The 23014-nt window shown below is 42.6% G+C and carries 12 protein-coding genes, 2 tRNA genes and 2 pseudogenes; 6 read left to right on the forward strand and 10 right to left on the reverse strand.

Translation table 11 applies throughout. The features are described from left to right. The first annotated feature begins 52 nt into the window (after positions 1–52). Both polA and ACZ0NX_RS02840 read left to right on the forward strand, forming a co-directional pair. Positions 53–3070, forward strand: coding sequence for a DNA polymerase I (gene polA, locus ACZ0NX_RS02835; RefSeq protein ID WP_464405370.1), 3018 nt, complete (start codon positions 53–55; stop codon positions 3068–3070). A gap of 107 nt (positions 3071–3177) precedes the next feature. Beyond that, positions 3178–4035: a Nif3-like dinuclear metal center hexameric protein gene (locus ACZ0NX_RS02840; RefSeq protein WP_464405372.1), complete on the forward strand. Its 858-nt coding sequence runs from the start codon at positions 3178–3180 to the stop codon at positions 4033–4035. Positions 4036–4159: 124 nt separating this feature from the next. On the opposite strand, the gene ACZ0NX_RS02845 is transcribed toward ACZ0NX_RS02840, so the two are convergent. The 6 genes and pseudogenes from ACZ0NX_RS02845 to ACZ0NX_RS02870 form a co-directional block, all read right to left on the reverse strand. Then, positions 4160–4246: transfer RNA gene (locus ACZ0NX_RS02845), tRNA-Leu, on the reverse strand. 66 nt (positions 4247–4312) lie between these two features. Further along, positions 4313–6277 carry an FAD-binding protein gene (locus ACZ0NX_RS02850; protein WP_464405374.1) on the reverse strand — a complete coding sequence of 655 codons (1965 nt, stop codon included), beginning with the start codon at positions 6275–6277 and terminating at the stop codon, positions 4313–4315. Positions 6278–6319: 42 nt separating this feature from the next. Continuing rightward, positions 6320–7843, reverse strand: coding sequence for a DNA-processing protein DprA (locus tag ACZ0NX_RS02855; protein WP_464405376.1), 1524 nt, complete (start codon positions 7841–7843; stop codon positions 6320–6322). Beyond that, a pseudogene (locus tag ACZ0NX_RS02860) lies at positions 7840–8817 on the reverse strand (YifB family Mg chelatase-like AAA ATPase); the annotation flags it as partial. The gene ACZ0NX_RS02855 and the pseudogene ACZ0NX_RS02860, both read right to left, overlap by 4 nt. 213 nt (positions 8818–9030) lie before the next feature. Further along, positions 9031–9540, reverse strand: a pseudogene (locus ACZ0NX_RS02865) (magnesium chelatase domain-containing protein); the annotation flags it as partial. After that, positions 9540–9992, reverse strand: coding sequence for a YraN family protein (locus ACZ0NX_RS02870; protein WP_415695341.1), 453 nt, complete (start codon positions 9990–9992; stop codon positions 9540–9542). The gene ACZ0NX_RS02870 and the pseudogene ACZ0NX_RS02865, both read right to left, overlap by 1 nt. 225 nt (positions 9993–10217) lie before the next feature. On the opposite strand from ACZ0NX_RS02870, the gene glgX reads away from it, so the two are divergent. Then, on the forward strand, positions 10218–12341 hold the full coding sequence (glgX, locus tag ACZ0NX_RS02875; RefSeq protein WP_060787358.1) for a glycogen debranching protein GlgX: 2124 nt from the start codon (positions 10218–10220) through the stop codon (positions 12339–12341). A 95-nt stretch (positions 12342–12436) separates the two neighbouring features. On the opposite strand, the gene ACZ0NX_RS02880 is transcribed toward glgX, so the two are convergent. After that, a complete protein-coding gene (locus ACZ0NX_RS02880; RefSeq protein WP_464405379.1) occupies positions 12437–13489 on the reverse strand; it encodes an ABC transporter permease in 1053 nt (350 codons plus the stop codon). A 134-nt stretch (positions 13490–13623) separates the two neighbouring features. Between ACZ0NX_RS02880 and ACZ0NX_RS02885 the strand changes: the two genes are divergently transcribed. Further along, a tRNA-Pro gene (locus ACZ0NX_RS02885) sits at positions 13624–13697 on the forward strand. 48 nt (positions 13698–13745) lie between these two features. Beyond that, complete coding sequence (gene aroA, locus ACZ0NX_RS02890) at positions 13746–15131, forward strand: 3-phosphoshikimate 1-carboxyvinyltransferase (protein WP_464405381.1); 1386 nt, start codon at positions 13746–13748, stop codon at positions 15129–15131. A 102-nt stretch (positions 15132–15233) separates the two neighbouring features. Here the strand turns inward: aroA and ACZ0NX_RS02895 are convergent, their stop codons facing one another. The 3 genes from ACZ0NX_RS02895 to ACZ0NX_RS02905 form a co-directional block, all read right to left on the reverse strand. Further along, positions 15234–16463 carry an acetate/propionate family kinase gene (locus tag ACZ0NX_RS02895; protein WP_464405383.1) on the reverse strand — a complete coding sequence of 410 codons (1230 nt, stop codon included), beginning with the start codon at positions 16461–16463 and terminating at the stop codon, positions 15234–15236. A gap of 130 nt (positions 16464–16593) precedes the next feature. Next, positions 16594–18252 (reverse strand): phosphate acetyltransferase, encoded by a 1659-nt coding sequence (gene pta / locus ACZ0NX_RS02900; RefSeq protein WP_464405385.1) that lies wholly within the window; start codon positions 18250–18252, stop codon positions 16594–16596. Between the two features lie 285 nt (positions 18253–18537). Beyond that, on the reverse strand, positions 18538–21015 hold the full coding sequence (locus ACZ0NX_RS02905) for a phosphoketolase (protein WP_464405387.1): 2478 nt from the start codon (positions 21013–21015) through the stop codon (positions 18538–18540). Between the two features lie 386 nt (positions 21016–21401). On the opposite strand from ACZ0NX_RS02905, the gene guaA reads away from it, so the two are divergent. Further along, positions 21402–22964, forward strand: a complete 1563-nt coding sequence (gene guaA / locus ACZ0NX_RS02910; RefSeq protein WP_464405389.1) for a glutamine-hydrolyzing GMP synthase — start codon at positions 21402–21404, stop codon at positions 22962–22964. Positions 22965–23014 lie beyond the last annotated feature (50 nt).

A 23014-nucleotide genomic window follows, 5' to 3' on the forward strand; every position in this document is an offset into this window, starting at 1 on the left:
GTGCATTGAATAATTTCAAAATTTATTTTACGAAAACGCAGGTGGGTGTTAAGTGGATACCAGCATCGTTTCAAACGAAGATTCTTTTAAGAACAATTATAAAAAAGGAACGTTGTTGGTGGTAGATGGCCACTCACTTGCGTTTCGTGCTTTCTACGCAATATCCGCGGATAATTTTTCCACAAAGTCTGGTTTTGCAACTAATGCAATATGGGGCTTTTCTACTATGCTTTCGCAAGTTATAGAAAAAGAGAAACCAGATAAGCTTGCGGTTGCTTTCGACGTTAAAGGTGGAACTTTTAGAAACAAGCTTTTGCCTCAATATAAGGGCACTCGTGATGCAGCTCCAGAAGAGCTTATAGCGCAGCTTCCCGTTATTCAAAAAATGCTTAGCGCGTTAGGTGTTAAGTATATTACAAAACAGGGCTACGAAGGCGACGACATTATTGCAACTCTGGCAACAATGGGCGCTAATGCTGGCTATAAATCGCTTATTCTTTCTGGCGATCGTGATGCTTTTCAGATTATTGATAACAATATTAACGTACTGTACCCAGGCAGGCATTTTAAAGATTTAAGGCAAATGGATCCTAATGCGATTATTGAAAAGTACAACGTTACGCCTAGTCAGTATTCAGATTTAGCAGCATTGCGTGGAGAAACGTCTGATAATATTCCAGGAGTTCCAGGAGTTGGAGACGGCTACGCTGCCAAGTGGATTAATCAGTTTGGTAGCTTAGAGGGCATTATTGAAAACGCAAATCAAATTACTGGTAAAAAAGGTGAATCTTTGCGAGAAAGTATTGATCAGATTCGTTTGAACAAAAAGGTTAATACTCTTGTTAAAGATTTAGACCTTGGTGTTAGCATTAGCGATCTTGAATTTGGAAATGTGGACGCTGCAGCTGTAGGCGAGTTGTTTGAAAATCTTGAATTTGGTACTCGTACTAGAAGAAAGATTTTAAAGGAGTTTACGCGCGGAAGCAAAGAGCTTTTAGACGAGAATATTAAAATGATGATTTCTGCTTCAAGCGCGAACACAGAGAATAATAGTTCGTCTGAGTTAGATAATTCAGAAGATTTAGAAGACATTAAAGCGCTGATAGATCGAATAAACGTGCATAAAATTAATTCAGAATCCGATTTAGATGTTTGGATTAATATAGCAAATTCTTGTGTGGCGGAGACTTGCGATTTTTCTGCTCCAGATAGCACAAATCTTATAAGAAACGACTTGTCTTGCGCAAAAACAATAAAAGAGCACAAAGAAATATCATTATTTGCTTTAGAAGAGCCAAATAACACTCAAGAGTTTGGCATTTTTGCAAAAGCGTTAATAATCCTAGCTGGTAATGATGCAGCAATCGTGTATGCCGATGTTCTTAATAAAAATAGCGATACAATCTGCGCTAAGCTAAAAGATTTTATAAAAAAGCATGAGTCTTCAATAGTTTTGCATGATTACAAAAAGAATATTGCTCTTTTAAAGTCATTGAAAATTGTGGAAAACAACTACTCGTTTAGTCCGCTAATTGACACTCGTTTAGCATCTTACTTAATTGAGCCAGATTTTAAGAATGAAAATCTTTGTAATATGGCCGAACATGTTTTAAACATTCATATAGGTGGTGCGGAATTAAACGCTGAGCCAACGCAGGGCAAGCTTGATTTTGATATAGAAAGCGGCGAGGAATCTAAAGAACAAGAGTCGCAGGGCCAAGATAGCCAAGATAGCCAAGAATTAGAAAAAGGCATGCTAGAAACAGCTGTGATTATACGCTTATTGGCTAAGCAGTACGCAAATGAACTAGATGAACGCAAGCAAACTGGCTTAATGGTAGACGTTGAAATGCCTGTTTCTAGGGTTTTACGAGGAATGGAAGATGCGGGCGCTGCTGTAGATATGCTTCGACTTACGTCTATGCGAGATAATTTTGCAAGCGAAGCTCAATTTGCGCAAAAAATGGCTTTAGACGTTGCCAGCAGGCCAATAAATTTGCAAAGTCCTAAGCAGATTCAGCAATTATTGTTTGAAGACATGGGTCTAAAGCCTACGCGTAGAACAAAAAGTGGCTCTTACACTACTAATGCCGAGGCTTTGCAAGAGCTGTATGCAAAGACTAATCCAGATGAAAAGTCAAGCCAATTTTTGGGTGCATTGTTAAAATATCGTGAAACTAATAAGTTAAAGCAAATTGTTCAAAGCCTTATTGATGCTGCAAGATATAAAGATGGTAGGATTCACACCACTTTTGAGCAGACTATTGCTGCTACTGGGCGCTTAAGTTCTTCGGATCCAAACTTGCAAAACATTCCTAATAGAAACGCTGCTGGAAGAGAGATTAGAGCGGCTTTTGTTCCAGGAAGTAATTACCAACAACTTATGAGCTGTGATTATTCGCAAGTGGAACTTAGGATTATGGCACATGCTTCTGGTGATCAAACGCTTATTGATGCATTCCAGTCTGGAGTTGATTTCCATAAGTTTGTAGCAAGCTTGGTTTATAAGATTCCAGTAGAACAAGTTAGCTCAGATCAGCGCAGTCACGTTAAAGCAATGAGCTATGGGCTAGCATACGGTCTTAGTACGTACGGTCTTGCAAAACAATTAGGCATTAGTCCTGCGGCTGCCGAGATGCTTAAAGAAAAGTATTTCAATACTTTTGGCTCTGTGCACGATTATTTGGAGTCTTTGGTAGACAAGGCCAGAAAGCTTGGTTATACGCAAACAATGTTTGGCAGAAGAAGATATTTCCCTAAGCTAAATTCCACAAACAGGGCATCTAGAGAAGCTGCAGAGCGAGCTGCTTTAAACGCGCCTATTCAGGGAAGTGCTGCAGACATTATGAAGCTTGCAATGATTAAAGTAGACGATGATTTGCGAAACGCTAATGTTAAAAGTCGTGTGATTTTGCAGATTCACGATGAACTTGTTCTTGAAGTTGCGCACGGAGAAGTAGATGTTGTTCAAGATATTGTTAAAAACGCTATGGAGCATACTGTAGAGCTTTCTGTTCCGCTTAGTGTTTCTACTGGTTTGGGCGACGATTGGCAGCTTGCTGCGCACTGAGTGTGTTTGTAAATTACTATAAATACCATTTAGGCTAATGTAGGAATCTAATGTAGAAGTCTATTGTAGAAATCTGTTGTAGAGGTCTATTGCAAAGGATAGGAATAATGGCAACTTTAAGCGATATTGTTAAGATTTTGGAAGATTTGTATCCTTTAAGTCTTGCTGAGTCTTGGGATAATCCAGGATTAATTGTTGGAGATCCTTCGCATAAAGTTAATAAAATCGTTTGCTTATCGGATCCAACGCTTGAGGCTGTTAATGAAGCATGCAAAATGGGTGCAGACTTGATTGTTTCGCATCATCCTTTGTTTTTTAGAGCAGTTCATGAAGTTTCTGGTTTTTCTGTTCGCGGGAAAATAGTTCAAACTCTTATTGAAAATCGTTGTGGATTGTGGGTTGGGCACACTAATGCGGACGCGGCTTTTAGGGGAGTGGCTGCTGCTGCAGCTAGTGCTTTTTGTCTTAAGGATTTGCAGCCTCTTGTTCCTGCAAGCAATGACAACCCTTCTCTTGGGCTTGGCAGAGTTGGCGTGCTAGAAAAAGAAATCACTCTTAAAGAGTTTGCAATGCGCGTTTTTAACGCTTTGCCTGCTACTAAGTTAGGCGTTCAAGTGTGCGGAGATGTTAATGCAATTGTTAGCAAAATAGCTGTTCTTCCAGGTTCGGGAGATTCTTTATTCGATGACGTTCGCGCTTGCGGTGCAGATGTGTATGTAACAAGTGATTTAAGGCATCATCCTGCAACAGACGCGTATGAGCAGGCTGTTTATGAATCGAAATTAGCCAACTCCAGTATTGCTAAGCCTATGCTTATAAACACTCCTCATAGTGCTATTGAGTCTTTGTGGTTTGAGTACGCAGTTAAAGATATTCAAGATAGTGTTTATAAAAATCTTGGAGAATCGATTGATGTCTTGTGGATTGGTAGGGCATTTGACCCTTGGAATTACGTGATTAACTAGCGTGATTAATTAGCGTGATTAATTAGCGTGATTAATTAGCGTGATTAGGGCTAGAACACATAGCCCCGCGCTTGGGATTAATACGCAAAAAGCCTTGCTGATTTCTCAGCAAGGCTTTATTCTGTGTCCGGAGCGGGACTTGAACCCGCACGCCTGTACAAATAGGCACTAGCACCTCAAGCTAGCGCGTCTACCATTCCGCCACCCGGACGGGTGTTTTAGACAACAGATAGAACTATAACATCTTTTTTGACTCTTTGCTTCGGCGTGTTGAAAATTAATTGATTTTTGCAATAATTTCTTTAATTTCGCTAGTATTTTGCTCGTTAATTGGCTGATTTGGGTTAAAATCAACGATCACAACTGGCATATTCTGCACGTTTCCGCTTAAATCCACTATAGAATGTTGAGGATTTTGGCTGTTATTGCGATTTGGATAATCCAATCTTGTAAAAGATCCTCTAGATTCATGCCTTGCTAAAGATGCGTTTAGAATACTTTTTGCAAGTGTAATCATATTTTGCAATTCCAAAATAGCTGTTAGTTCTTGATTAAAAACAAGATTTTTAGAATGTACAGCAAGCATTTTAGCTTTTGGAATAAGAATCGTATCGATTTTTTGCAAAGCATCTTTAAGTGTTTTTTCGCTACATCTAACAGCTGCCGCAGTTTCCATAATGTTTTCTAAGTTGTCTAGAAGACTATACGGATTTTGATTTGCGCTATCATCGTTACGGATTTGCATAAAATCTTGTATTTTTTGTATTCGATTTTTAGCTAATTCGTCTAGATTTTTAGTTTCGTTCTTGGTTTTGCTTTGTAAATTATTTTGATTTTGACTTTGATTTTGACTTTGTTCTTGCACGTTCTTTGCAATAGATTTTCCAGCGAGCTTTCCAAATAAGCAAGCGTCAAGAAGAGAGTTTCCGCCAAGGCGATTAGCCCCATGTACTCCCGAGCATGCACATTCTCCAGCAGCATATAATCCGTTTATGCTTTGTTTTTTGCCTCCATCTAATTTATACACTTGTCCGTTAAGGTTGATTGGTATTCCGCCCATTGTGTAGTGTGCAGTAGGCTTAATTGGCACAAAATCTTTTGATGGGTCTAAATGCGCGTATTTTTCAATCGTCTCTACAACTTGCGGAAGAGCCTCTTGCATATGTTGTTTTTCTATATGAGTCATGTCTAGCCAAACGCAATCTTTTTTGTCAACGCTGCTGGTGGTGTCTTCTACGCCCCTGGCAGCGTCAACTTCGGCTACAATCGCCCTACTAACCACGTCTCTTGGTGCTAAATCCGCGTGAATCTTATCGTAGTTCTTCATAAATGCTTCGTTTTTGCAATTTCTAAGCACTCCGCCTTCGCCACGCGCCGCTTCCGAAAGCAGTATTCCAGTGTGTGCTAAGCCAGTTGGGTGGAATTGTATAAACTCTATGTCTTCTAATTGCAATCCAGCATTTAGAGCTAAAGCCATTCCGTCTCCTGTTAAATCCCAGGAATTAGAAGTTGTTTCAAATAGTCTTCCAGCTCCACCCGTTGCTATAAGAACGTTATCTGCGATTATTTTTTCTACGCTTCCCGTTTTTTCGTTTAGCGCTATAACTCCTTCTACGCTGCTTGTTTTGCTGTTGATTGCAATGTCTGTAACGTAAGTTTCTTCGCTAATTTCAATGTTTTCTTCTAAGCATTTTTGCCACAAACTGTACAAAATTTGGTGACCAATTCTATCTGCAGCGTACGCGGCTCTTTTAACTGGCTGTTTTCCAAAGTCTGCTGTGTGGCCTCCAAAGAATCTTTGATTAATATGCCCGTCTTTTGTTCTAGAAAAAGCAACGCCAAAGTGTTCAAGCTCAATAACTGTTTCTCTGGCTTCTTTTGCTAGCATTTTTGCCGCATTTTGATCGCTTAGCCAGTCGCCTCCGTGAACAGTGTCGTAATAGTGCCATTGCCAGCAGTCTTTTTCTACATTTCCTAGTGCTGCAGCTATTCCACCTTCGGCAGAGCCCGTGTGAGACCTTAACGCTTGAAGTTTGCAAATCACTAGTATTTTAGGCTGTTTTCCGTGCGTTTTTAGCTCTTTGTATTCTTTAGACTTTACTAAGCCTAATGCGGCTGAAAGTCCTGCAGCTCCAGCTCCAATAATTAAAACGTTGTAAAAAGAGCTATTTAATTTTATCTGCTCGCGTTTTTGTTGATTTTTTACGTTTAATCCGTTTTGTTCATTAAAGTTTGACTGCATACTACTTATTTTCTCATATTTTTTGTTTTTTTAATTAAGACTTTAAGACTTTTTTCTATTTATGCTAAAAACTCCATTCTGATTTTTAATTACACCGTTTAGCTCAAGAATCGCAAGCTCTCCAGAGATTTTTGATATTGAAAAGTCGCCATTTGTTTCTGCTTTTGCAATGGTTTCACTAATGTTATCTATATTTGCGCAGATTTTGTTGTGCTTGCAATTGTAAATCGCTTTTAATATAAGCTTTTGGAAGTTTGTGCAAGTTTCTGGAATGCTTTCGTTATTTCCTAACGAATGTGGTAAATAGTGGTGTGAAGTAGGGTAGATGTTTTCTATATCTCTGTGTGAGCATATCATCATAGCTTTTCCGTCGTGAATAAGCATGTTGCAACCAGCATTATTTGGCAAAGTTACATCTCCTGGAACTGCGTACAATTCTCGGTTTAGCTCCAATGCCCAATTTGCCGTGTTTAATGCACCAGATCTTAATCTTGCTTGCGATACTATGATTTTGCTGGCGATTGCTGCAATAAGACGGTTTCTTAGCAAGAATCTACGCGCTTCTGGAATAGTTTCGGGGCAAAGTTCGCTTATGCACACTCCGCCGCTTGCAAGAATTGCGTTAAAAAGCTGAGCGTTGCATGTTGGCCCCATATTGTTTAGGCCTCCAGCAAAAACGACTATTGTTTTGCCTACAGGGCTTGCGTTTATTGCGTGGCAATCCAATGCGTCTAAGCTTCCCCAGTGCGCTGCAGCGTCAATTCCGTATGCTCCGCCAGAAACAATAGTGTGTCCTTTTTTAGCGCATGATTTAGCGAATGTAAAGCTAAGCTCGTACCCGTAGTCGTTGCAGCCTCTAGATCCAACAATTGCAAGAGGCTGATTGCATTGAACAAGAGCATTTGGGTCTCCAATTCCCCATAAGCAAAGTGGGGGAGCAACCTTACATTTTGTTGCTAAATCTTGCAATTGCTTAGGCCAATACTTGCTTTTTGGAGATATAATCCATTGCGATCCGTTTGAGCTAAACCATTTTTTGAGTTTATTTGCATCCCAAAAAGGTAGGTTTTGCATTCTTAAACACCACTTTTTAACGGATTTATGCAATACAGCAAAATTATTTACTTCGTTTTTATTGTCTGCATTTTTACCGCCCCAGATTTTAAGGCCTTCCAAAAAGTATTTTTCTAAAACCTTGATTTGCGGGTGATTTTTTACAATCTTTGTAATTGCATTGTCTAAGTCATCTGCGCTTGAGTCAGTATTATTCTTATAGCTGTTTGTTTTAAGATCAAGCTCTAGCTGTTTGCTGCTTATTTTGCCTTTGCTTTTAGTAATTGATTCACAAATAGAATATAGTGCGTCTACAATGCTTGCAGCATTAAGAGTTCCTATAGTAAGCGTGTACATTATGGCGTCTGCTCCATCTACGCAAAACGTTAGGATTGCGCGCGCTAAAGTTTCGTTATCTATTGAATAAATGTCTGCACTTTGCGCGTTTGCTATGTTTGTGGTGTTTGTGCTATTTGCGTTACTTGTGCTGTTTGTTTTATTTTCGCTAATCATATTCTTGTCCTTAAGCTAATTGCTTGAGCCATATCTGTTAAATCTGGGCAAGTGTGCCCGCAAAGATCCGCTAAAGTCCAGGCAAGTCTGAGTGCTCTATCTGCTCCACGCAAACTTAGTTTGTGGTTTTCAAGTGATCTATTTATTAACTCAATCGCATCTTGCGAAGTGTTTTTTCTAAGCCATGTTCCAGATGCTTGAGCATTGCAACTCCAACCAAGTTTTTTAAAACGATCTTGTGCAACAAGCCTTGCGTTTTTTACGTTTTGACGCATCATTTTGCTAGTCAAAATTTTTCCAGACATTTGACTTGCGCCGTTTTCTAACATGGCTTTTTTAGTTATGATTTTTTCTACAGGCGGAACATCCATTTGAATATCAATTCTGTCTAAAATTGGCCCAGAAAGTCTAGAAAAATAGCGTATGCGTTCTTTTTCTTTGCAAGTGCAGCGCTCGCCGTTTCCGTACGCGTATCCGCACGGGCATGGATTTGCTGCAATAACAAGCTGGAATTTAGCAGGATACAGCGTTGTTCCTTTAGATCTAGAAACAGCAATGTGGCCAGATTCCAATGGTTCTCTAAGTGTTTGCAAAACTCGCGGAGAAAATTCTGGAGCTTCGTCCATAAATAAAACACCGCAATGCGCGCGAGTTATTATTCCAGGTTTTGCAAGTCCTGCGCCGCCTCCTATAAGAGATGCTGCAGAAGAAGTGTGATGAGGCGCTTCAAAAGGCGGAATGTCCGTTATTCCGTAGTAGTCAAGAGTTCCGCAAAGTGAGCGAATAGAGGCCACTTCTAACTGCTCTTGTTCGGTGAGTGGGCACATTATGCTTGGCATTCTGGAAGCCAGCATGGTTTTTCCAGATCCAGGAGGGCCTATCATCATAACATGATGACCCCCAGCCGCTGCCACTTGCAAAGCCCACTTTGTGTGCTCTTGGCCTAAAACTTCCGACATATCTCCAATAGCGTTTAATGGACTATTGTTTAATGGCCTATTGTTATTTTGTGGCTCTTCGCTGCCTTCTTTTTTATAGTTTGTATTGTTAATGCCGTTATTATTAGGATTGCAATAATCTCCAGGATTTTCCCTTTCTTCCACAATAATGTGGTCGTACGGGTTAATCGCATTTAATGCGCGTTCTCTGTTCTTTTCGGCAATAGGCCTATCTTCGTCTTCTAATTTTCCATTTAGCTCGTCTACTAAATCCAAAATATGCTTAATCCCAATCGCCTCAATGCCGTCTACTAGCTTGGCTTCTGCAAGATTTTTGTATGGAATAATCATTTTTGTAATATTTTTTTGCTTAGCATACAGTGCGATTGGCAGCATGCCTTGAATTGGCAAAACAGACCCGTCTAAGTTAAGCTCGCCCAAAATAATAGTGTTTTCTAGCTCGTTAAGCGGAATAATTCCTCTAGCGCTTAGTATGCTTGCAGCGATTGCAAGGTCGTAAGAAGATCCGCTTTTTGGCATAGATGCAGGTGAAAGATTTACTGTTAGCCTTGTGTCTGGCCAAGTGCAGTGTAAAGACATGTATGCCGATTTAACACGTTCTCTTGCTTCGCTTAAAGAAGTATCTGGTAGTCCAATAATCGAAAATCCAGGTAGACCGCTAGATATAAATGCTTGTAATTGTATTGTAAAGGCTTTTAATCCGAGTAGCCCTACAGATAATGCGTTGCCAATAACCATTAGAATGCTCCTAAAATGTGTTGTATTTGAATGTTTTTGTTTTTTGAAATAAGGATTGATACAACGTCGAATCGTATTCTTCTATGTTTAAACATCTTGTGATCTTCTAGCCATTTAAACGCAGCTTTGTGTGTTTTTATGCGTTTTTCTTCTGTTACCGCTTCTAGAGGAGTGCCAAATCGTACGCTTCTACGTGTTTTTACTTCTATAAATACGATTGTTCCTAAAATATCCATCATTACAACGTCCAGCTCTCCAAAACGACTATGCCAATTTCTATCTAGAAGAATCCAATTTTTAAGCATTAGTTTTATTGATGTGTATTCTTCTCCAAGACTCCCTATTGTTTTATTGGGCGTTGAAAAGTCGCGTAGCTGTTTTTCAACGTTTTCTACGCGGCTTAATAGCCCTTCTTGAGATTGTTCTGCTGCAATGTTTTGTTGGTTTATCATGTTGCTATTTCATCAGTCTTAAAGCTTTTTTGCTATGTTTTTTAAGCAATGTGGTTAAAGGCTATACTTCGGCGTGTTGCCTTTAATTTAGGGAAAAATCAGCATGTTATATAAAAGATTTTTTTATTTTCTAAAAGACTATTGCATTTTGTAAAAGTTTAATCTTTTTTAAGAATCGCCTATGGTATTGATGAAAACTATATAAATATATGCCATACTGGAACTATGCAAATTAGACCAGGTTCTATGTATCCGCTTGGAGCTACCTACGATGGCGCAGGCGTAAACTTCGCGTTATTCTCCGAAGTGGCAAAGCACGTTGAGCTGTGCTTGTTTGACGAGCAAGATAACGAAACTCGTATTGACATGACGGAGCAGAATTCTTACGTTTGGCATACTTACATATCTGGCATACAGCCAGGCCAAAGGTACGGCTATAGAGTTTACGGGCCGTATGACCCAAATCATGGATTGTGGTGTAATCCAAACAAGCTTCTTTTAGACCCATACGCTAAGGCAATAGAGGGGAATATTGACGGCGACGAGAGCCTGTTTTCCTACTGGTTTGCAAATCCAGACGATTTATCGGCAATGAACACTTTGGATTCTGCAAGCCACACTATGAAAGCTGCTGTTATAAACCCATATTTTGATTGGGGAAACGATCAGCATCCAATGATCCCGTATCACGATAGTGTGATTTACGAGGCTCATGTTAGGGGAATGACGAATCTAAATCGCAATGTTCCTCCAGAAATCCGCGGAACGTACGCAGGATTGGCTCATCCAAGCGTAATATCTTACTTAAAAAAGCTTGGTATTACTGCCATTGAGCTTATGCCTATTCACCAGTTTGTAAACGACTCTTTCTTGCAAAATAAGGGCTTAAGCAATTATTGGGGTTATAACACAATTGGCTTCTTTGCTCCGCAAAATTCTTATTCTAGCTCTGGCCAGCGCGGCGAGCAGGTTAACGAGTTTAAGGCAATGGTTAAGGCTTACCATGCTGCAGGAATGGAAGTTATTCTAGACGTTGTTTACAATCACACTGCCGAAGGAAACGATAGAGGCCCAACTTTAAGCTTCCGTGGAATCGATAACCGTGCATACTATCGTTTAGTAGACAACGATCAGCGTCATTATTTTGACACCACTGGCACAGGAAACTCGCTTCTTATGCGATCTCCTAAAGCCCTGCGATTAATCACAGATAGCTTGCGCTATTGGGTTACGGAAATGCACGTAGACGGATTTAGATTCGACTTGGCTGCAACGCTAGCTCGCCAGTTCCAAGAGGTAGATAAGCTCTCTGCATTCTTTGACATTATTGAGCAAGACCCTATTATCTCTAGCGTAAAGCTTATTGCAGAGCCTTGGGATATTGGCGTTGGTGGATACCAAGTTGGTGGATTCCCTCCAAGCTGGTCCGAGTGGAATGGCCGATACCGCGATTGCGTGCGAGATTTTTGGCGCTCGCAGCCTTCGACTTTGCCTGAGTTTGCAAGCCGACTTATGGGAAGCTCCGATTTATATGAGCAAAACGGCCGTAAGCCAGTTGCGTCTGTAAACTTTATTACCGCTCACGACGGCTTTACTATGAACGATTTAGTGAGCTATAACGAAAAGCATAACGAGGCTAATAAAGAAGGCAATAACGACGGTGCTAACGACAATCGTTCGTGGAATTGTGGAGTAGAAGGCCCTACAAATATTCACGATGTTAACGAGCTTCGTCAGCGCCAGATGCGAAATCTTTTCTCCACTTTGCTAATGAGCCAGGGTATTCCTATGATTTGCGCTGGAGACGAAACCATGCGCACTCAAAATGGAAACAACAACGCATATTGCCAAGATAATGCTATTTCTTGGATTAATTGGGATTTTGATTCCACTCAAAAAGATATGTTTGACTTTGTTTCCAAGCTTATTCATTTAAGGCTGGATCACCCTGTTTTGCATAGGCGTAGGTTCTTTACTGGTCGTATGCCTTCGGATGATGCCTCAGAGATTCCGCAAGTAGAGTGGTTTGATCACACTGGTTCCGTAATGGATATGGAAGCTTGGAGTAATACTCATGCGCTTTCGGTTATGATCTATTTAAACGGTTCAGATATTCCAGAAACCGATTGGTATGGAAGTAGAATGGTCGATAACGACTTTATTCTTATTTTCAACGCGCATTACGAGCCTATAACTTTCACTTTGCCAGATAAGCGTTACGGCGAAAAGTGGACTCTTGTTGTAGACACTCATAATCCAAAAGGTCCGCAATTGCATTACGAATCTGGTTTTAATATTGTTGCTCAATCAAGAAGCTTCCTTCTTCTTATGAGCGAAAAGCAAGAATAATCAAGAATAATATAGGCAATTAAATTGATTGTGACCTATGGTTGCGCTTTTAGCCAGCCGTAGGTCACATTTTTAAGAATGATTTAAGATTTGATTTAAGATCTTAAACGGTCACTTTGCATAGCTGCCACTTGCCTGGAAAACACTATTATCCATCCTAAAAATAGTAAACAAGACAAAGCTTCTACATTTGTTAAAGTGTTATTGCCATGAACCCATTGGTTTCCAACCCAGGCTGTAAGAATAACAGCTAAATCCGAAGCAACGTAGAATGTTTTAGAAAGCCTAGGCGCAAGCCACGGAAGGCATATAAGCATTGTGCAAATAAGTCCTGTAACGCCTCTAGCGCATAAATCGTGTATAACGGGGTGTGGGGTATAGCGGAAAGTTCCAATCCCAATAAATGCTATTCCTCCAAGAATAAGCAGCGCTGCCATAATAGTTGTTCGAGCTTTAAAATGCTTTGTAGCGTTGGTGCCTTTATTTTGCAAGATTTCGTGCTGTGTAGCAACAAACTCGGTTATAGCAAAGTAGCTTGTAATAATAATGCATATTCCAGCTAGAATCAGCGTTGCATTAAACATGCTTGCAGCAAACGTTGTTCTGTCGCCAAGTTGGGAGAAGTTATTGTTGTACCAATATGGGTCGTCGGAAGTTAATCCAGCAGTTGCTGCTCCAGAAATCACAAATAGTGGAAGAAGTGAGGCAACGGTTTTTGCCTCTAAAAGTTCTGCCTGAACAAGAGTTGCATACCCAACAATTCCGCTTAACGCACAGCAAAGAACAGGAAGATAAGTGTTTACAGCGCTTCTTCCAATAATGCTGTTGATTATAGAAAGAAGAGCAAAAGACATTAATAGCATTGTTGCGCCGTAAATCGTAGAAAGTGCGATTATTTCAAAAGCATGTTTTGCAATTTGCAGCCAGTTCTTTTTAAGTAATCCTTTGTGTGTTCTTAAATATCCGACTATAAAAGTGCACATGCTGCAAGCTGCCACAACTCCAGATGCCATTGTAAACAAGCGTTGCGTAACCTGCCATATTGCGGGCATTGTGTTTATGTATATAGACATTACAATCATGCCAAATACTGCGCATGCAAGAAAAGCGATTAATCCCGCTGCCTCCGTACGTTGAAAACGCCCCATGCTAACCTCTAAAATCCGTTGCCTATTTTCAATGCTGATTCTATTCTATCGCGCGTGTTGCAAATTTGCTTTTGTCTGCAATGTGCGCTATTGTATTTGATTGTGCTTGGAGCTGGTAACCAGCTAGAAAGCATCGGGGTGTAGCGCAGTTTGGTAGCGCGCCTGCTTTGGGAGCAGGATGTCGCAGGTTCGAATCCTGTCACCCCGACTTTTTTATATCTGCTTGTTTTCTACACGTTCTTAGATAATTCATAGTATGAGTGATGTTACGAATTTAAACGCAAAAGATGCAAACAATCTTTGGAAAGCACCATTTTCAAATAGTGCGATTAATGCTTTAGTTTCTGTTCCTGGAAGCAAGTCGTTATCTAATCGATATTTGATTCTGGCAGCAATCGGTAAAAAACCAGTTGTTTTAAAGGGGTTGCTGCGTTCTAGAGATACGGAACTTATGATTAATGCGCTAAGCGTATTTGGGGTTAAATGCAATTCATTAAGCGAAGATGGCACAACAGTTTGCGTTATTCCGCCTAAAAATGGCGTTTTTAGCGTAGATGATTGTGCGGTTGTTAATTGTGGCTTGGCTGGAACAGTTATGCGTTTTGTAACGGCTTTAGCGCTGTTTGCAAATAAGTCTGTAAAGTTTGACGGAGATGAGCAAGCGTATGCTCGTCCAATGAAGCCTGTTCTAGATGGATTGGAACAGTTGGGTGCAAAAATCGTATATCACGGAGAAGTCGGCTTCTTACCATTTAGCGTTATTCCTCCTAAAAATCTTGTGGAATATGGGGTAGATGGCAAGCAAACTGCTGGCAGCAATCGTGTTGTTCGTATTGATTCTTCGCTTTCGTCTCAATTTATATCTGCGCTGCTGTTAATTGCATCGCGTATTCCAAAAGGTCTACAAATAGAGCATATTGGAAGCAAATTGCCTAGTATGCCGCATATTCAAATGACAATGGAAGATGTGCGCAAAGCTGGCGGAGTGGTAGATATGCCAGAAAGCGGAGTGTGGCGTGTTAAAGAACATGATTTAACTTTGCCAGATGAAGTTGTTGTGGAACCAGATCTTTCTAACGCAGCGCCTTTTATTGGGGCAGCGTTGATTGCTGGCGGATGCGTTAAAATCCCTAATTGGCCGCTTAAAACTACTCAGCCTGGGGGATTGTTGCCTGGGATTGTTGAGCGGATGGGTGCAAAAATTGTTTTTGAGCGTTCTAGCGCAGATTCTTCAACGTTATGCGTAACTGGTAGCGGCAAAATTCATGCCATTAAGTCACTTGATTTGGCTGCTGCTGGTGAGGTTGCGCCAAGTATTGCTGCGATTCTTGCGTTTGCAGATGGTGTAAGCGAGTTGCACGGTATTGCGCATTTAAGAGGCCACGAAACAAATCGCTTGAGTGCAATAGTTGCCGAACTAAATCGTGTTGGAATAGGCGCTGATGAGCTAGAAGATGGAATCCGTATTATTCCTAGCCAAAATATGCATGGGGAAGTAATGGAGACGTATGCGGATCACAGAATGGCCACTTTTGCAGCAATGCTCGGGCTTAGAATTAATGGCATTAATGTTAAAAACATTGCCACTACGCGTAAAACGCTTCCAGATTTTCCAACAATGTGGAATAACATGCTTGAATAGTGTGCTTGAATAACATGCTTAAATAACAAATAATCCCGAGTTTTTTTAACCCGGGATTATTTATGCGTTACGTTTTTACGTTACGTTGTTTTACACTACGATTTAGCGCTCAAACTTGTTGCCGTAAGAATCCACGCCAGCTTCTGCGATTTGTGCAGACTTTCTAGCGATTGCCAACTCTTCGTTGGTTGGGATTACAGCAATAATCACAGAGCTATCTGGAGTGGAAATAACGCGTGGCTCCTTAGAACGAACCAAGTTCTTCTCTTTATCGAGCTTAACGCCGAATGGAGCAAGCTTTTCGCACACAAGAGCGCGAACAATCTCATCGTTTTCGCCAACGCCAGCGGTGAATGTGATTACGTCCACGCCGCCCATTTGAGCGGTGTAGTTGCCAATGTAGCCAACAATGCGGTGAACGTACACGCCGAGAGCAAGCTTAGCGTCTTCGTCGCCTTCTTCAATGAGCTTGTGAATATCGCGCAAATCGCCGTGGCCGGTCATGCCCATCATGCCAGAACGCTTGTTAAAGAGCGTATCAAGCTCGTCCACGTTCATGTGAGCGTTGCGAATAAGGTGGAACACTACAGCTGGATCAATATCTCCAGTGCGGCCGCCCATCATCAAACCTTCGAGAGGCGTTAAGCCCATAGAAGTTTCAACTGGCTTGCCAGAAATCTGAGCGGAAGCAGAAGCGCCATTTCCAATGTGCAAAACAATCTGCTTTAAGCCTTCTGCAGGCTTTCCAACAATGCTTGGAACTACAGAGCCAATGTACTCGTGGGAAGTGCCGTGAGCGCCGTAGCGACGAATGTGGTACTGGTTTGCAATATCTTTGTTCAATGCGTAAGTCGCAGCAACCTGTGGCAAATCGTGGAAGAACGAAGAATCGAACACCATAATCTGTGGAACGTCTGGCAAAAGTTCAGTCATAACTTCAGCGCCAACAGCCTCTGGACCATTGTGAAGTGGAGCCAAAACGGCCAAATCCTTTACCTTATTAATTGTCTTTTTGTTCACTAATGCTGGCTTAGGGAAGGTTAAGCCACCCTGAACAACGCGGTGTCCAACAGCAACGATTCCAGACTTGGAAAGATTTGGACCATATTCTTCAAAGAAGCCGAGTACGCGCTTTAAGCCCTGCTCGTGATCGTGCACTGGCTCGTCAAACTCATGCTTTTCGCCATTGAATACGTGCTTGTAGTGTCCGTCAACTGGCTCGCCAATTTTTTCTACAATACCAGACGCAATACCTTCGCCGCTTTCCAAATCGACGAGCTGGTACTTAATAGAGCTAGAACCAGAATTGATAACAAGAACGGTTTTTGCCATGAGGGCATCCTCCATAAAGTGTTGATAAGGCTAGTAAATTGCCACATTTAAGTGTACATGTAAGTTCCTACAATGAATGCTTTTGTTAAGTCAAATCATTGTAGGAACTTGCGATTATTTCTTGCGATTATTAGAACTGCGCTTCCAATGCTGTAAGAGCAACAGTGTTAATAATATCTTGAACCAATGCGCCTCTAGACAAGTCGTTAACAGGCTTGTTTAAGCCTTGCAAAATTGGTCCAACAGCCAATGCGCCGCTGGAGCGCTGAACGGCCTTGTATCCAATGTTTCCAGCGCACAAGTCTGGGAACACAAACACATTTACGTGGCCTGCAACATCATTTCCTTTAGCTTTTGATGCAGCAACAGTTTCCGACCATGCAGCGTCAAACTGAATAGATCCAACAACCTTTAAGTCTGGGTCGCTTTCTTTTACAATCTTTGTTGCTTCTTCTACAAGATCAACGTCTGGGCCTTTTCCAGATCCAAGAGTGGAGTAAGATAGCATTCCAACCTTAGGGTCTAAGCCAAAAGCTTTAGCGGTTTGAGCAGACTGCAAAGCGATATCTGCCAGCTGCTGCGCGTCTGGATTAAGGTTGATTGCGCAATCTGCAAACACAGCCACATGATCTTTAAAGCACATAATGAATGCGCCAGAAACAAGCTTAGAGCCAGGCTTAGTTTTAATAACTTGAAGAGCTGGGCGAACTGTATTTGCCGTTGAGTTAACAGAGCCAGAAACAAGTCCGTCTGCTAATCCAAGTACCACTAGCATTGTGCCAAAGTAGCTTGCATCTTTAAGCTGTTCTCTAGCTTGCTCTTCGGTCATGCCTTTCTTTGCGCGCAACTCGCAGAGCTTGCTAATCATCTTGCTAAGAACAGCCTCGTCGCTCATAGACTGGAAGCTTGCTTTGCTAAGAGACTTTAAGCCGAGTTCTTTTCCGCGTGCAAGAATAGACTCGCTTTGGCCAACAATAATAAGATTTACAATGTCTCGCTCTAGCAAATAGTCAGCTGCTTTTAGAATGCGATCTTCTTCGCCTTCTGGAAGCACAATTGTTTTCTTATTTGCCTTGGCTTTTCCAAGCAAGCTGTATTGGAAGGCATACGGGGTAGTAGGGGCGTTAAATGGCTGTTGCAAAGCGCTAATAATCTCTTCGTTTGCAACATAATCGCTGAATTTATTCGATTCGGATTCGCTTATAGCAGGCAAAGTCCAAAGTGGAGTGCCATTATTGCTTTGAGCGTAGTTTTCTTTTAATTCTTTTGCTAAGTCTTCTTTGCAATCAGTTACAAATACGCCAAATACTTTTGTGTATTCTTTACTAACGCTTGCGGATTGTGCTTCGATTGTTTGCAAGATTTGCTTGCTATCTCTGCCTTCTGCGCAAACGCTTAAGAACACTGGGGAAGCTAAGTCGGCTGCCACAGATGCATCGAATCTAAATAAGTCTGGGTCAAATACGGAAGTGGAATCGCTAGCTACAATAACGCATCCTTGAGCGTTTGTTGCGCTAATCAGATCGTTGTAGCTAGCTACAATGTCTCCTCTTAGTGTGTCTTTGTTTTTACGAACTGCGCATGGGCATGCGGCAATTGCCTGTTCCAGCGTTGGCTTTGTGTTGCTTGCTGCTATCAATTCGCTTGTAAACGCGTCATCATGCTTTGCAGATGGTCTAAAAACAGTTGTTGAATAATGATTAGAAAGAGCCTTTGTAACTCCCAGTGCTACAACATTGCGACTTTGCGCGCAGTCGGAGCTGATAATAGTTACGTTAACTAACGACACGACTTTTCTCCTTTGATGCGTCTGTGTTTATTCTATTTTGCTTCGCATTTTTATTTTGCTTTGCATTTTCGGTTTTGCTATTCTTCGTATTTCAACGTTGAAAATTGCATATCGAACGAAGAATCCTTAGCTATTTTAAGGCTATTTGTAGAACAACAAGCGGAAATTTTGATTTTTTATGTGTTTTATTATTAATTTTTTTGTGCGAGTAATTTTTTAGGGAGCCAACCTTTCGATTGACTCCCTAAAAATCAGCTAAGCAATTTTAGCGTTGATAGCTTAAAACTACTCGTTGTCGCCAGCGGTTGCAGCGGTTGCAGTAACAGCACCTGGCTTGTCGGTCTTAACGCCTGGCCATACCCAATCGGTGTAGTCTGGGTGATCAAGACCCTTGTCCACTGCATACTGGAAGGCTTCGAGGCGGAAGTCCTCGAGCTTCTTGATTTCGTCGGCATACTTAGCAGCATCAACCATGCGCAATGCTTCAGCGGTAAGCTCGTAACGATCCATGTCGTTCACACGAACCATATCGTATGGCGTGGTGGTGGAGCCCTGCTCCTTGTAGCCATGAACGTTGAAGTTGTCGTGGTTTGGACGATCGAAGATCAAGCCGCGAACGTCATGTGCGTAGGAGTGATAAGCGAAGAGGACTGGCTTGTCAGCGGTGAAGAGCTCAGTGAACTCTTCGTCAGTCAAAGCTTCGTTGTTTTCCTTAGCGGACTGCAACTTGAGCAAGTCAACAACGTTAACAACCTTGAACTTAACGCCAAGCTTGTTCAACTTGTCGGCAGCGGCCATCAATTCCTGCTGTGGAACATCGCCAACACCAGCAAGAACAACCTGAACTTCGTCATTGTTCTTAGCGTTGGAAGCCCACTTCCACTCTGCAGCACCCTTCTCGAGCTCTTCGCGAGCTTCGTCGAGGGTCAACCAAGTGGCAGCTGGCTGCTTACCAGCGAAGATGGCGTTAATCATGTTGGTGGACTTGTAAGCCTTCTCAGCAACAGCGAGCAACATGTTGGAATCCACTGGGAAGTAGATGCCGATTACGTGATCGTTGTTGAAGGTCTTGTTCAAGAGCACGGAGGTTACGCCTGGATCCTGGTGCGAGAAGCCGTTGTGATCCTGACGCCATACGTGGGAGGACACAAGCAAGTTCACAGAGGAGATTGGCTTACGCCATGGAATCTCGCGAACTGTAGCCTCAAGCCACTTTGCGTGCTGGTTCAACATGGAGTCAATAACGTGTACGAAGGACTCGTAAGAGCTCCAAATGCCGTGACGACCAGTGAGCAAGTAGCCCTCGAGGAAGCCTTCCATCTGGTGCTCGGAAAGCTGCTCGGTAACCTGGCCAGTAACAGCCATGTGCTCGTCAACCAAGCCAGAAAGGTATCCTGCATCCCACTGCTTGTTGGTTACTTCATAAGCAGCCTGCAAACGGTTGGAAGCGGTCTCATCTGGGCCGAAGATACGGAAGGAATCTGGGTTGTTCTTAATGATGTCGCGGGTGTAAACACCAAGGCGACGGGTAGCTTCGAGCTGACCCCAACCGTGACCGAATTCCTTAACTTCCTTAACCTCGTAATCCTCAAGCTTTGGAAGCTTAAGATCTTCGCGAATACGACCACCGTTGGCGTTTGGATTTTCGCCAATACGGAGTTCGCCCTTTGGCATGAAGGAAAGAACGTCTTCCTTAACAGCACCGTTTTCGTCGAAGAGCTCTTCTGGCTTGTAGGACTTCATCCAGTTCTTCAAAACCTCAAAGTGAGCTTCGGTATCGCGAGCGGAAGCCAGTGGAACCTGGTGTGCACGCCAAGAACCTTCGGTCTTCTTGCCGTCGATGAACTTAGGGCAAGTCCAACCCTTAGGGGTGCGGAAGATAATCATTGGGTAGTAAGGGCGAGTTACATCGTTAGTCTGAGCCTCGGCCTTAATATCGCAAATCTCATCGAAGATGGTCTCGAACATATCGGCAAAGCGACGGTGAATGGAAAGATGATCCTCATCGTCGAAGCCAGCAACGAACTCGTATGGCTCGTAGCCCATACCGTGGAAGAACTCGTGAAGCTCTTCGTCGGAAATACGGGAAAGAATGGTTGGGTTAGCAATCTTGTAACCGTTCAAGTGCAAGATTGGAAGAACAATACCATCGGTACGTGGGTTTACAAGCTTGTTGGACTGCCAACCAGTAGCCAATGGACCAGTTTCTGCTTCGCCGTCGCCAACGATTGCTGGAACGAACAAGCTTGGGTTGTTCATAACAGCGCCGTAAGCGTGGGAGAGAGCGTAACCAAGCTCGCCACCTTCGTGGATGGAACCTGGGGTCTCAGGAGCGAAGTGAGAAGGAATACCGCCTGGGTAAGAGAACTGGCGGAAGAACTTCTGCAAACCAGCTTCGTCCTTAGTAATCTTTGGATAGTACTCAGTGTAGGTACCGTCAAGATAAGACTGAGCAGTACCAGCTGGGCCGCCGTGGCCTGGACCCATGATAATCACGGTGTTCTGCTGGTGATCAGCAATAAAGCGGTTGATGTGTCCAATAAGGAAGTTAAGGCCTGGAGTTGTACCCCAGTGGCCGACTAGACGATGCTTAACGTCTTCGCGAGTGAATGGCTCCTTCATTAGAGGATTGCTGCGAAGATAAATCTGACCGATAGCGAGGTAATTAGCAACACGCCAATACTTGTCTACGCCTTCGATGGCCGCCTCGGAAACTGGAGCGTTTAGCTTCTTCCAAGGGGTGCCAATAACAGGACTCGTCATGTGTACTCCTGTACTCAAGCACTTTTCAGTGCAATTTTAATCATTACCATTTGGTTATAGAGGCTAAAAAACAAACGTATTCGCCTCTTTTTCCATCTTTTTCAGTATAGTAATAGCTTTTGACTTTTGTGCGTTTGATTAGTTACTACGTGCGAATTTGTTGAAAAAATGTGTTAAAGTGTTAACAAAAATCACCTTAAAAGTATCAATTATGTTATGTTTGATGTTAACTTTGTTGTTATGTCAAGGTTGTTTATTTTTACAATTTTTATGATTTGTTAAGTTGCGGCGTTTCGCACAACGCCAACGTCTAAAAGCGCCATTAGTATAAATTGAATCACCTATAAATGTGTTTCTAAATGTGTTTCTTATATATAAGGAGAATCATGGCAAACGGTCCGGTACTTGTAGTTGACTTCGGTGCCCAATATGCCCAGCTAATCGCTAGAAGAGTGAGGGAAGCAAACGTTTATTCGGAGCTTGTTCCACACTCCATGCCAGTAGAAGAGATGCTGGCAAAAGATCCAAAAGCCATAATTCTTTCTGGCGGCCCTGCCTCCGTTTATGAGCCAGGAGCGCCAAAAATTGACACAAAGATTTTTAATGCGGGCGTTCCAGTGCTTGGAATTTGCTACGGATTCCAAGTTATGGCTCACGAGCTTGGCGGCGTTGTAGATAAAGCTGCATTGGGCGAGTACGGAAAAACGCATGCAACTATTGACGATGCAGAAGGATTGCTCGCCAATTCTCCAGCAGATCAAAGTACCTGGATGAGCCACGGAGTGGCAGTTAAAAGCGCGCCAGAAGGATTTGAGGTGCTTGCTCACACTCAAGGCGCTCCAGTTGCGGCTATGCAAGACAAAAGTCGCAAGCTTTACGGAGTGCAGTGGCATCCAGAAGTCAAGCATACGCCTTTAGGTCAAAAGCTTATTTCCACATTCTTGCACGAGTGCGCAGGGTTGGAAAATGATTGGAATCCTTCTAACATAATTGAAGATCAGGTTGCAAAGATTCGCGCAGAAGTTGGAAACGCGCAGGTTATTTGCGGACTTTCTGGAGGAGTCGATTCCGCTGTTGCAGCAGCTCTGGTACATAAGGCAATTGGAGATCAGCTCACTTGCGTTTTTGTAGACCACGGTTTGCTTAGAAAAGGCGAAGTTGAGCAGGTTAAGCACGATTTTGTGGAAGCCACTGGAATCAAGCTTATTGCAGTAGACGCAGAAGATGACTTTTTAGATGCGCTTAAGGGCGTTAGTGAGCCAGAGCGCAAGCGCAAGATTATTGGCGAAAAGTTTATTCGCACATTCGAAAAAGCGCAGCGCCAAGTTATTGAAGAAGCTGGCAAAACTGGAGCGGAAGTTAAGTTCCTTGTACAAGGCACGCTTTACCCAGATGTTGTGGAATCTGGCGGCGGGGATGGCGCTGCAAATATTAAGTCGCATCACAATGTTGGCGGCTTGCCTAAGGACTTAAAGTTTAAGCTTATTGAGCCTTTGCGCACGCTATTTAAAGACGAGGTTCGCGCAATTGGTACCGAGCTTGGGCTTCCAGACGCTATTGTTTGGCGCCAGCCGTTCCCAGGCCCAGGTTTGGGAATTCGCATTGTTGGCGAGATTACGCGCGAGCGTTTGGCTGTGCTTAGAGAAGCAGATGCTATTGCGCGCGAAGAGCTTTCGGCAGCTGGGTTAGACCGCGATATTTGGCAATGCCCAGTTGTTCTTTTGGCAGATGTTCACTCTGTTGGAGTTCAGGGAGACGAGCGCACATATGGTTCTCCAATCGTGCTTCGCCCAGTAAGCTCTGAGGACGCTATGACCGCTGATTGGTCGCGAGTTCCGTACGATGTTCTAGCCAAGATTTCTACTCGAATCACAAACGAATGTCGCCAGATTAATCGCGTTGTGTTAGACGTTACATCTAAACCACCAGCAACAATCGAGTGGGAATAGATAGGACTAATATAGTCCTACATAGCTCTATATATAAGTCCTATATATAA

This window comes from Gardnerella rara (assembly GCF_055452355.1).